The 12,118-nt window shown below is 67.7% G+C and carries 9 protein-coding genes; 8 read left to right on the forward strand and 1 reads right to left on the reverse strand.

Features of this window, described 5'->3' with window-relative positions; translation table 11 throughout:
• The first annotated feature begins 118 nt into the window (after positions 1-118).
• The 8 genes from PIJ50_RS05200 (at position 119) to PIJ50_RS05235 (ending at position 10,104) form a co-directional block, all read left to right on the forward strand.
• Entirely contained in the window at positions 119-1,225 is a 1,107-nt protein-coding gene (locus tag PIJ50_RS05200; RefSeq protein ID WP_442900708.1) for an ABC transporter substrate-binding protein, read from the forward strand.
• The gene (locus tag PIJ50_RS05205; RefSeq protein ID WP_442900709.1) at positions 1,222-2,100 is read left to right on the forward strand and encodes an ABC transporter permease; all 879 of its coding nucleotides are present in this window, start codon (positions 1,222-1,224) and stop codon (positions 2,098-2,100) included. Before PIJ50_RS05200 ends, PIJ50_RS05205 begins: the two co-directional genes overlap by 4 nt.
• Positions 2,097-2,870: an ABC transporter permease gene (locus PIJ50_RS05210; protein ID WP_271973324.1), complete on the forward strand. Its 774-nt coding sequence runs from the start codon at positions 2,097-2,099 to the stop codon at positions 2,868-2,870. Before PIJ50_RS05205 ends, PIJ50_RS05210 begins: the two co-directional genes overlap by 4 nt.
• The gene (locus PIJ50_RS05215) at positions 2,867-3,895 is read left to right on the forward strand and encodes an ABC transporter ATP-binding protein (protein ID WP_271973326.1); all 1,029 of its coding nucleotides are present in this window, start codon (positions 2,867-2,869) and stop codon (positions 3,893-3,895) included. Before PIJ50_RS05210 ends, PIJ50_RS05215 begins: the two co-directional genes overlap by 4 nt.
• Before the next feature lie 169 nt (positions 3,896-4,064).
• Positions 4,065-5,726, forward strand: a complete 1,662-nt coding sequence (mqo, locus tag PIJ50_RS05220; RefSeq protein ID WP_271973328.1) for a malate dehydrogenase (quinone) — start codon at positions 4,065-4,067, stop codon at positions 5,724-5,726.
• A gap of 171 nt (positions 5,727-5,897) precedes the next feature.
• Positions 5,898-7,307, forward strand: coding sequence for a sugar porter family MFS transporter (locus PIJ50_RS05225; RefSeq protein ID WP_271973329.1), 1,410 nt, complete (start codon positions 5,898-5,900; stop codon positions 7,305-7,307).
• A 162-nt stretch (positions 7,308-7,469) separates the two neighbouring features.
• Entirely contained in the window at positions 7,470-7,862 is a 393-nt protein-coding gene (locus tag PIJ50_RS05230) for a glucose dehydrogenase (RefSeq protein ID WP_271973331.1), read from the forward strand.
• 13 nt (positions 7,863-7,875) lie between these two features.
• Positions 7,876-10,104, forward strand: coding sequence for a pyrroloquinoline quinone-dependent dehydrogenase (locus PIJ50_RS05235; RefSeq protein WP_271973333.1), 2,229 nt, complete (start codon positions 7,876-7,878; stop codon positions 10,102-10,104).
• Positions 10,105-10,110: 6 nt separating this feature from the next.
• Here the strand turns inward: PIJ50_RS05235 and PIJ50_RS05240 are convergent, their stop codons facing one another.
• Positions 10,111-12,117, reverse strand: coding sequence for a type VI secretion system Vgr family protein (locus tag PIJ50_RS05240; RefSeq protein WP_271973335.1), 2,007 nt, complete (start codon positions 12,115-12,117; stop codon positions 10,111-10,113).
• Between the last annotated feature and the right edge of the window lies 1 nt (position 12,118).

Genomic DNA, 12,118 nt, shown 5'->3' on the forward strand with positions numbered 1-12,118 from the left:
ATTTCATCTGTCCGGCGCCCGCCGGCCGTTACAAAATCTTCTTGGGGCGGCGGCCGGATTTTGCCTATGATCCCGGCGAATCCGCGCCCGACGGCCGGACAAAGCACGGAGACGATGGATGACCGGATCGACCCCCCGCCACCTGATGCTGGGCGCCGCGGCGCTTCTGGCCTCCACCTCCATGGTGGCGGCGCAGGATCTTGCGACGCTGGAAGCGGCCGCCAAGAAGGAAGGCATGCTGACCACGATCGCGCTGCCCCACAACTGGTGCGCCTATGGCGAGGTCATCGCCGGCTTCAAGGCGAAATACCCGTGGATCCAGGTGAACGAGCTGAACCCCGACGCGGGTTCTGCGGACGAGCTGGAGGCCGTGCGCGCCAACAAGGGCAACACCGGCCCGCAGGCGCCGGACGTTCTGGACGTGGGCCTTGCCTTTGGTCCGCAGGCGGCCAAGGAAGGGCTGCTGCAACCCTACAAGGTGTCGAACTGGGACCAAGTCTCGGACGACATCAAGGATCCGGAAGGCCACTGGTACGCCGGATATTACGGCGTCATGGCCTTCCTCGTGAACGAGGATCTGGTGACGGAGGTGCCGACCGACTGGGCCGACCTTCTGGACGAGGATTACGCGGGCCAGGTCGCGCTGTCGGGCGATCCCCGCGCCTCGGCGCAGGCGATCCTCTCGGTGCAGGCGGCAGGCCTGTCCACGGGGGCGGAACCGGGCAAGGCGGCGGCGGAAGCCGGCCTCGACTACTTCAAGCAGATGAACGAGAACGGCAACTTCGTGCCCGTGATCGGCAAGGCCGGCACGCTGGCACAGGGCGCGACGCCGATCGTCGTGGCCTGGGACTACAACGCGCTGTCCTGGCGCGACAGCCTGAACGGCAACCCGCCCACGCAGATCGTCGTGCCGGAAACGGGCGTGCTCGCCGGCGTCTACGTGCAGGGCATCTCCGCCCACGCGCCGCATCCGAACGCGGCCAAGCTGTGGATGGAATACCTGTATTCGGATGAAGGCCAGAACCTTTGGCTGAAGGGCTACTGCCACCCCGCCCGCTTCAACGCGATGGTGGAGGCCGGATCGGTCCCGCAGGAGCTGATCGATGCCCTGCCCCCGGCCGAAGCCTATGCCAAGGCCGTCTTCCCGACGCTGGACCAGCAGGCCGAGAACCAGGAGGCCGTGACCGGCGCCTGGGATCAGGTCGTGGGCGCCAACGTCCAGTGACGACCCCAAGGCCCCCCGCGCCCCGCCCGCGCCGGTTCAATCCGGCGTGGCTTGGCATCCTGCCCTTTGCGCTGTTCATCGCGATGTTCCTGATCGCGCCGACCCTGAACATCGTCCTGGGCGCCTTCCGCACGCCGGAGGGGGGCTTTACCTTGGCCAACATCCGGGGGCTGTTCACGCCCTCGATCCTGTCGTCCTACTGGATTTCCATCAAGATCTCGGTCGCCTCGGCGGCGATCGGCTGCCTTGTGGGGTTCGCCATGGCGGCGGCGGTGGTGCTGGGCGGGCTGCCCCGCGCCATCCGCGCGCCCCTGATGACGTTTTCGGGCGTCGCGTCCAACTTCGCGGGCGTGCCGCTGGCTTTCGCGTTCCTGGCCACGCTGGGGCCGCTGGGGCTGGTCACGGGCGTCTTGCGGACGGAACTGGGGATCAACCTGCGGGCCTACGGGTTCAACATCCTCAGCTTCTGGGGGCTGACGATCACTTACCTGTTCTTCCAGATCCCGCTGATGATCCTGATCGTCACCCCCGCGCTGGACGGCCTGAAGCGCGAATGGCGCGAGGCGGCGTCCTGCCTTGGCGCCACCGGCGCGCAGTACTGGCGCATCGTGGCGCTGCCGATCCTGTTCCCGACGCTTCTGGGCACCTTCGCCTTGCTGTTCGCCAACGCCTTCGGCGCGGTGGCCACGGCCTATGCCCTGACGGGATCCTCGCTCAACATCGTGCCGATCAGCCTGTTCGCCCAGATCCGCGGCGACGTGCTGGGCAACCCCCACTTGGGCTATGCCATGGCCTTCGGGATGATCGTGATCACGGGGGCGGCCAACCTGATCTACATCGTCCTGCGCATCCGGTCCGAACGGTGGCTGAAATGACCCGCGCCGCCGCATGGGCCGCGCTGCTGCTGGGCCTCGTCTACTTCATCCTGCCGCTGATCGGGATGGTCGAATTCTCGCTGTCCATGCGGCGGGGGGAATACAGCTTCGACGCCTACCGCATCGTGCTGGCCGACCCGCAGTTCCGGCAGACGTTCCTGTATTCGGTGATGATGGCGCTGGCGACGATCGTCTTCGGCATGGCGCTTGTGGTACCCACCGCCTTCTGGGTCCGCCTGCGCCTGCCCCACCTGCGCCCGGTGATCGAGTTCGTCACCCTGCTGCCGCTGGTCATCCCGGCCATCGTGGTCGTGTTCGGCTACATCCGGCTCTACAACACCTCCAGCTGGCTGCCGCTGACGGGGTCGCTGACGGGCACCAACATCCTGCTGATGTTCGGCTACGCCACGCTGGCCCTGCCCTACATGTACCGGGCGGTGGACACGGGGATGCGCGCCATCGACATCGCGACGCTGACCGAGGCCGCGCAGTCGCTGGGCGCGGGATGGTTCACGATCCTGCTGCGGATCATCCTGCCCAACGTGCTGGTGGCCGTGCTGTCGGGCGCCTTCGTCACCTTTGCCATCGTCATGGGCGAGTTCACAATGGCGGCGCTTCTGAACCGGCCGGCCTTCGGCCCCTACCTGCAGCTGATGGGCGCCAACCGCGCCTATGAACCCTTCGCGCTGGCCACCATCGCCTTCGCGATCACCTGGGCCTGCATGGGCGCCATCCAGTTGTTCACCCGTTTCGCCAAGGCCCGCGCATGAGCTTCCTGACCCTTTCGAACCTGCAGAAAAGCTTTGGCGGCACCCACGTCGTCCGCGACTTCCGGCTGGAGGTGGAGCGGGGGGAGTTCATCTCCCTCCTCGGGCCGTCGGGCTGCGGCAAGACCACCGTCCTGCGCATGGTCGGCGGGTTCGAGGTTCCGGACGCGGGCATCGTATCCATCGACGGCCGCGACGTGACGCGCCTTGGCGTGCGCAAGCGCGACATCGGGATGGTGTTCCAGTCCTATGCCCTGTTCCCGAACCTGACCGTGGCGCAGAACGTGGGGTTCGGCCTGCGGGTGAAGGGCACGCCCACCCGCCAGATCGCCCCCCGCGTGGCCGAGATGCTGGACCTGATCGGCCTGCCCCAGATGGGCGACCGTTATCCTTGGCAGCTGTCGGGCGGCCAGCAGCAGCGGGTGGCGCTGGCCCGCGCGCTGGCCCCCCAGCCCAAGGTGCTGCTGCTGGACGAACCGCTATCGGCGCTGGACGCCAAGATCCGCGTGTCGCTGCGCAACCAGATCCGCGATATTCAGCGCAAGACGGGCATCACCACCATCTTCGTGACCCACGATCAGGAAGAGGCGCTGTCCCTGTCCGACCGCGTGGTCGTCATGCACGGGGGCGTCGCGGACCAGATCGGCACGCCCTTCGACATCTACAACCACCCTACGACCCGCTTCGTGGCGGGCTTCGTCGGCACGCTGAACACGCTGGAAGGCCTGGGCGACGGTTCAACCTTCGTGCTGGGCCCGCACCGGCTGGACCTGCAGCGCCCGCTGCCCCCCGGCCCCGTCACGCTGGGCCTGCGCCCGGAAATGCTGCAACTGGACGGCGGATCCCTGCGGCTTCCGGCGCGGGTGACGGCGGTCGACTTCCTCGGCTCCGTCCAGCGCCTGCGGGTGGAGGTGGAGGGTCAGGCCCTCGCGCTGGACCGTTTCAACGACCGGACGCCGCCGCCGGCGGTGGGCTCGCCCGTCACCGTCGGCTTCCATCCGGGGGACCCCGTGCTCGTCGCGACCTGACGTCACGGGGCCTTCCGATCCGCATACGGCGGTGCACCGCCTTGTCCCCTGCGCAAGAACGTATTAGATGCCCCCCGGGGAGAATTTATGGATCTTGATCGAGTTGGCTGAACCAATGACGCAAAAACCTGTTGGCCTTCGGGCCGATGCCTCCTCCGCGCAGCTTCGCATGAACCGCCGGCAGCTTCTTGGAACCGCCGCCGCAGGTGCTGCCGTGACCACGCTGCCCGCCTTTGCCGCACGGGCCCAGGCCGCCGACAAGACGGTCGACGTGCTGCTGATCGGCGGCGGCATCATGAGCGCGACGCTCGGCGTCCTGCTGAGCGAGCTGGAACCCGGCTGGACCTATGAGATGGTGGAGCGTCTGGACGCGGTCGCCGAGGAAAGCTCCAACGGCTGGAACAACGCGGGCACCGGCCACTCGGCCCTCGCCGAACTGAACTACACGCCGGAAGACAGTAACGGCGACATCCACATCGAAAAAGCCATCGACATCAACGAACAGTGGCAGGTCACGCGCCAGTTCTTGGCCTACCAGACCGAACGCGGCGTGCTGAAGAACCCGCGGTCTTTCCTGAACTCCACCCCGCATATGAGCTTTGTCTGGGGCGATGCGAACACCGCCTTCCTTCAGAAGCGGTTCGAGGCGCTGAAGTCCAGCCCGCTGTTCGCCGGCATGGAATTCTCCACCGATCACGCGAAAATCGCGGAATGGGTGCCGCTGATGCTGGAAGGGCGCGACCCGAACCAGAAGCTCGCCGCCACCTGGTCCCCCCTGGGCACCGACGCCAACTGGGGCGAGGTGACGCGCCAGTACATCGCGCATCTGCAGACGCTGCCGAACTTCGCCCTGCAGACGGGGACCGAGGTGCAGGACATCCAGCGCAACGACGACCAGTCCTGGCGCGTGACGCTGGCCGACACGGACGGCGGGAACGAGCGCGTGGTCAACGCGAAGTTCCTGTTCCTCGGCGCCGGCGGCGGTGCGCTGCCGCTGCTGCAGATGTCGGGCATCCCGGAAGGTGACGACTATGCCGGCTTCCCCGTGGGCGGTTCGTTCCTTGTGTGCGAAAACCCGGACGTGGCCTCCCGCCACCTGGCCAAGGCCTATGGTCAGGCCACGGTCGGCGCGCCGCCCATGTCGGTGCCGCACCTTGACACCCGCGTGCTGGACGGCAAGCAGATGGTCCTCTTCGGGCCGTTCGCGACCTTCTCCACGAAGTTCCTGAAGAACGGGTCCTACTTCGACCTTCCGGCGTCGGTCACGCTGGACAACCTGTGGCCGATGCTGAAGGTCAGCTACGACCAGTTCAGCCTGGTCCAATACCTCGCCGGCCAGCTGATGCTGTCGGACGAGGATCGGATCGACGCGCTGCGCGAATACTATCCGGAGGCGAAGGCCGAAGACTGGCGCCTGTGGCAGGCCGGCCAACGCGTGCAGATCATCAAGCGCGACCCCGAAGAAGGCGGCGTGCTGAAGCTGGGGACCGAACTGGTGGCCTCGGAAGACGGCACCCTGACGGCGCTTCTGGGCGCATCGCCCGGCGCCTCCACCGCGGCACCGATCATGCTGACGCTGCTGAAGACCGTCTTCGGCGAAAAGCTGGCCACCCCTGAATGGCAGGCCAAGATGAAGGAGATCGTCCCCAGCTACGGCCAGAAGCTGAACGAGAATCCGGAGCTTCTGCAGCAGGAATGGAACCGCACCTCGGGCATCCTGCAGCTGGCCATCGCGCCGCCGGTCATCAATCCGGGCCGCCTGCAGGAACAGCAGGACAACCGCGTCGCCCCCACGGGCACGGTCGCGCCCCAGCCGGACATGGCCCTTTGATCTGATGCAAGCGGCGCCGAAAGGCGCCGTTTCGCTTTCATTTGTACCCGTTGTTTCCTTGCCAACCCCATGGCGCGCTGCCATGAGGCGGGCTTGTCGGACCCGCACGTTGACCTTGCCCCCTCGCAAGCCAGATGCCCCGACACGTGTGACGTTGTTTCCTGAGGATAGATGCAAAACCAAGATCACGACGGCGCCCTGTCGGGCCGCCTGTTCCTTGTCACGGGGACGGCCGCCCTGGGCGGGTTCCTGTTCGGCTATGACAGCTCCATCATCAACGGGGCGGTCGACGCCGTGCGCGACCGCTTCGGTCTGTCGGCGGCGGGGATCGGCTTCACCGTGTCCTGCGCCCTTCTGGGCGCGATGGTCGGCGCCTGGTATGCCGGCGTATGCGCCGACAAGCTGGGCCGCGTGCGCACCATGCTGATCGCGGCGGCGCTCTTGGCGGTGTCGGCCATCGGGTCGGCCTTCGCGTTTTCGGCCTGGGACCTGATCCTGTGGCGGTTCGTGGGCGGCATCGGCGTGGGCTTCGCCTCGGTCATCGCGCCCGCCTACATCGCCGAGGTGTCGCCCTCGGACGCGCGGGGCCGGCTGGGATCGCTGCAGCAGATGGCGATCGTGTTCGGCATCTTCCTGTCGCTTCTGGTCAGCGCGCTGTTCGCCCGTGCGGCGGGCGGGGCGTCCGAGCTTTTGTGGGGCATCCCCGCCTGGCGCTGGATGTTCCTGTCGGCTATCGTGCCCACGGCGGCCTATGGCCTGATGGCGCTGCGCCTGCCGGAATCCCCCCGTTTCCTTGTCGAACGCAACCGCACGTCCGAAGCGGCCACCGTGCTGCAGAACGTGGTGGGCGTGGCGCCCGCCCACATCCCCCGCATGATCCAGGAAATCCGCGCCACCGTCACGGCGGACGCGCGCAAGTCGTTCTCGGACCTGAAGGGCGGCACGTTCCTGTTCCTGCCGGTGGTCTGGGTCGGGATCATCCTGTCGGTGTTCCAGCAGTTCGTGGGCATCAACGTGATCTTCTACTACTCCACCACGCTGTGGCAGTCGGTCGGCTTCGATGAATCGAACAGCTTCATGATCTCGGTCTTCATGTCGTTCGTGAACATCCTCGCGACGTTCCTCGCCATCGCGCTGATCGACAAGGTGGGCCGCCGCGCGCTGCTGCTGGCGGGATCGGCCACGATGACCGTGACGCTGGCCGTGATGGCGCTGGCCTTCCACAACGCCACCGTCGTCGACGGCACGCTGACCCTGCCCGACCCGTGGGGCATGATCGCGCTGGTCGCGGCAAACCTCTTCATCCTGGGCTTCGCCGCCAGCTGGGGCCCCGTCGTCTGGGTCCTGCTGGGAGAGATGTTCCCCAACCGCATTCGGGGCATGGCCCTTGGCATCGCGGCGGCGGCCCAGTGGCTGGCGAACTTCGCCATCTCCACCACCTTCCCGATCCTGTCGGGCATCGGTCTGGACTTCGCCTACAGCCTTTACGCCTTCTTCGCCCTGCTGTCGCTGATCTTCGTCTGGCGCGCGATCGAGGAGACGAAGGGCCGGAGCCTGGAGCAGATCCGCGACCGGCACTGACCCCGATCGCACCACAGGAAAAGGCGGCACCCCGGTGCCGCCTTTTGCCGTTCAGGGCGGTGAAATTTCTCGACTTCGCTCCGCACGGCCCCACTTGCAGCGGAAAGCCGGTCGGGCCCGCCACGGGCGAAGGCCGGACGCCAGAACGTGCGGAGGGGCCCGATGACCGAAACGACATTTCACCAATCCACATGGCTGCGGGCGGGCACGCCCCGGTCCGGCGGCTGGAAGGCCGCAGCCGTCGTGCTGGCGGTCGTGCTCGGCCTCTTCGGTCTGGCCCTTCTGGTGGGCGGGGTCTGGCTGATCCTTCTGGGCGGAAGCTGGTATTACGGGCTGGCGGGTCTGGGCCTTCTCATCACCGCCGTCCTGCTTGCCAAGCAGCGCCGGGCAGCCCTTCCCCTGTATGTCCTCATCTGGCTGCTGACCGTGATCTGGGCCTTCTGGGAGGTGGGCCTAGACGTCTGGGCGCAGGTGCCGCGCCTCGTTGCCCCCACCGTCGTTCTTGTGCTGATCGTGCTGGTCCTGCCGGCGCTTGGCCGCAACCGCATCCGCTAAAGGGGGGAAGATCATGACCTCGTTGATCCTGCGCGCCACGCTCGCCACGCTGCTGGCCTCCACCGCCCTTCCGGTTCTGGCGCAAGAGGGGACCGCCCCCGAACCGGCGGTTCCGGCCCAGCCCGCCCCCGCGCGGCCGGCCCCCGAGGCCCCCGCCCAACCGGATGCGGCCGCGCCCGAACAGCCGGTCCCGGCCCAGTCCACCCCCGAAACACCCGCCCAACCCGACGCAACCGCACCCGGCCAGCCCGAACTGGCCCCCGACACGGCACCCGAGGCGGGCACCGGCCCGGCCGAGGCCCCCCCCGCTCCGCAGGAACGCGTGGCGCAGCCCCAGCCCGCCGTGGGCGCCGACTGGCCCTTCTGGGGCGGCGACGCGCAGGCGACTCGCCACTCCCCCCTCGCGCAGATCACGCCGGACAACGTGGGCGAGTTGGAGCGTGCCTTCGTCTTCCGCACCGGCGACATGCCCGAGGGTGACGCCAAGAACAAATACGCCGCCGAAACCACCCCGCTGAAGATCGGTCGCCAGCTGGTCATGTGCTCGGCCAAGAACATCCTGATCTCCATCGACGCCGCCACGGGCGAGGAGAACTGGCGCTTCGATCCGGGCGTGTCGAACGACGCGATTCCATATTCCGCGTCCTGCCGGGGCGTGTCCAGCTACACCGCGCCGGATCTGGCCGAGGACGCCCAGTGCAAGACCCGCGTGATCGAGGGCACCATCGACGCCCGCCTGATCGCGGTGGATCTGGCCACCGGCCAGCCTTGCGCCGATTTCGGCGAAAACGGGCAGGTCGATCTGTGGGCCGGGATCGGAGAGAAGGTGCCCGGCTGGTACGCCGTGACCGCACCGCCCGCCATCGTGCGCGGCGTGGTGGTGACGGGCGCGCAGGTGAAGGACGGTCAGGCGGAAAACGCCCCCTCGGGCGTGATCCGCGGCTTCGACGCCGTGACGGGCGATTTCCTTTGGGCCTGGGATCTGGGCAATCCCGGCGACTTCGACGCACCGGCCGAGGGCGAGACCTACACCCGCGGCACCCCCAACATGTGGACCACCGCCACGGCGGACGAGGATCTGGGCCTTGTCTACCTGCCCATGGGCAACTCCTCCGTCGACTACTACGGCTCGAACCGGAGCGAGCTGGAAAGCCAGTGGGCGACCTCGCTCGTGGCGCTGAACGCGTTGACGGGGGAACCGGTCTGGTCCTTCCAGACGGTGCGGCACGACGTGTGGGACTACGATCTGGGCTCGCAGGCCTCGCTCATCGACTTCAAGGGCACGCCTGCGATCCTGCTGCCGTCGAAACAGGGCGACATCTACATCCTGAACCGCGCCACCGGCGAATCGCTGGTCCCGGTGGGGGAGATTGAGGCCCCGACGGAAGGCAGCGTGGAGCCCGACTTCATCTCGAAGACCCAGCCCGTGTCGGAATGGCACACACTGCGCAAGGACGATCTGGAAGAGCGTGACATGTGGGGCTTCACCCCCATCGATCAGCTGTGGTGCCGCATCCAGTTCCGCCGCGCGCATTACGAAGGCTTCTTCACGCCGCCTTCGGCCGATCGTCCGTGGATCCAGTATCCGGGCTACAACGGCGGGTCGGACTGGGGCTCGGTCGCCATCGATCCCGAGCGCAACGTCCTGATCGCCAACTACAACGACGTGCCGAACTACAACCAGCTGATCCCGCGCGAAAAGGCCGACAAGATGGGCCTGCGCCCCATCAACGAAGGCGGCGGCAAGGCGGACGAAGGCCATGCCGAAGGCGCGGGCGATCCGCAGGCCGGCAGCCCTTATGCGATCAACGTGAACGCGGGCTGGCGCAACACGGGCACCGGCGTTCCCTGCACCCGCCCGCCCTATGGCGGCATCCGCGCGATCGACATGAACTCGGGCGAGACGCTGTGGGACACCCCCCTCGGCACCGCGCGCCGCAACGGGCCGTTCGGCATTCCGTCCTACCTGCCCTTCAAGATCGGCACGCCGAACAATGGCGGGTCCGTCGTGACGGCGGGGGGCCTCATCTTCATCGGGGCGGCCACCGACAACCTGTTCCGCGCCATCGACATGGAAACGGGTGAAACGGTTTGGTCCGACGTGCTGCCAGCCGGCCCGCAGGCCAACCCGATCAGCTATGAGGTGGACGGCCAGCAATACGTGCTGATCGCGGCCACGGGGCACCACTTCATGGAAACCCCCGTGGGCGACTACATCATCGCCTACAAGCTGCCGAAGTAAGGGCGGCTATTCCACCACGCGCGCGTCCCGCAGGACGGGAAGCGTGCCCATGGATTTCACCACCAACGGCGACGGCTGGGGCACGGGCAGGATCGCGGGGCTGGCCGTGACCGGCCCCGTGCGCGAGGCAAGCGAGACCGTGGTGCCAAGGATCAGCACCCCCGTAGGCGAAATCTCGATCCCCTGCGCGCCGCCGGGGCCGCGCGTCACCAGCCGGATCGTGTCGCCCTCCACCTCCAGGAAGCTGCCGCCGGTGCCCGTGGGCGCGGCGCTGGCCTGAAGGACAAAGCGGGTGCCCACGTTCACGCGGTGTGTGTCGCCGACCTTCAGGTTGTAGTCGCGCTCGGCCCGCAGAAGCACCTCCTCGGACCCGGCAGCGTCCTCGAAGCGCAGCTCGTTGTAGGTCTGACCGCCCTTTGACGGCACGCTTTGCGTGCGGAAGGCCGACCGCGTGCCCTTGGCGGGGAGGCTTTCGGCGGGCAGGTTTGTCATGTTGTAGACGGCGCCGGTGATGATCGGCCAGTCGGGGTTGCCGTCGTGGAAGTGCACCAGAACCTCCTGCCCGACCCGAGGGGTCACCAGCCCCCCGAACCCCTTGCCGGCCCAGGGCTGCGCCACCCGGATCCAGCCCGAGGCGGGGGTCGCGTTGTCGCGGTCCCAGCGGAACCGCACGCGCACCCGACCCAGCTTGTCCGTCGCCACTTGCGATCCGGGCGGGCCCTCCACCTCGGCCGTCTGGGGGCCGGTGATGCGAGGCCACGGTGTGCGGACCGTGGGCCGGAAGGGCGTGGCGGCGGCCTGCGCCTCCACCACCGTCCGGTAGACGAAGACGGTGTGGTCGTCGGGATCGGCGGTCTCCACATGCTCGCCCACCTCGCCCATGATCTCGAACCGCATGCCGATGGCGAGCCAGCTTTGCGACGGGGTCGGGATCTGCGCCATGTCGGGCTGGTCATAGGGGTTTTCGGCGCGGAAGCGGCAACCGGTGGTCACCTGCCGCATGCTGCCCTCCACCTCCACGCGGTAGGCGCGGCTGGCGATGCCCTCCGCCTCGCGGCGGGCGTAAAAGGCCGCGTCCTTCTGCGTGACGAAACGGCCGGGGAAGCGGAACACCTCGCGCGTCTGGCTGCTGCGCGGGGCCGTGCGGGCGGCGGATTTCGCGCCGAACAGCGATCCCGCCCCCCCGTTCATCAGGCGCGTCGTGGTGCCGCGCACATCGCCCATCGCGGCGTCCGGCACCGGCTCCAGCGCGTTCAGCGTCGCATTGGGCTTTTCATGGTCGTAATCCAGCAGCGACACCCGCCCCGGCGTCAGCGCGGCGCGTTCGCGCCACTGCCAGATCATGTCCTCCTTGTAGCGGAAACGGCGCAGGTTCAGCTGCGTCGTCACCACCTCGGGCGTGCAGGGATCGTGATCGGCAGGATCGTCGGCCAGGATCAGGACGTGATCCGTGGCCGCGTGTTCGAAGAAATAGTAAAGCCCGTCCTGCTCCATCAGGCGCGAGACGAAATCCAGATCCGTCTCGTCATACTGGACGCAGGTCGGGCGGCGGGGCAGCGCGCCGCGCACCTTCACCCGGAACGTGCCGCGATGTTCGGCGAAGATCGTGCGCAGAATCTCCACGCTCGTCTTGTCGTGAAAGATGCGGCTGTTGCGGCGCAGGGCCAGAAGGGCGATCCACGGGCCCAGCTCCACCTCGTAGTTCAGGCGGCGCGTGTCCTCGATCCCGACATATTCGAAGGCCGTCACGATGCCGTTGAAATGGCGCACCGTGCGCCGGTCGGCCAGAAGCATCCCCACCGTCATCGGCTCCCCCGGAAGGCGGCCGAAGTCGCGGATCGGCTCCTTGGAGATGAACTTGACGCGGTAGCTGAACGGCTCCCCCAGCCGCTCCGTCCCTTTTAGCCAGCGCAGCGTGACGTCGCGCAGGGGAAACGGGGCCGCGGTGATGGCGGCGAAGCGGTTGGCCCGCAAGGGCATCGTCGCCACGGAGGGGGAGCTGTTCAGGGCCATC

This window comes from Falsirhodobacter sp. 20TX0035 (assembly GCF_028307215.1).
In the GTDB taxonomy this organism is placed as follows: domain Bacteria; phylum Pseudomonadota; class Alphaproteobacteria; order Rhodobacterales; family Rhodobacteraceae; genus Falsirhodobacter.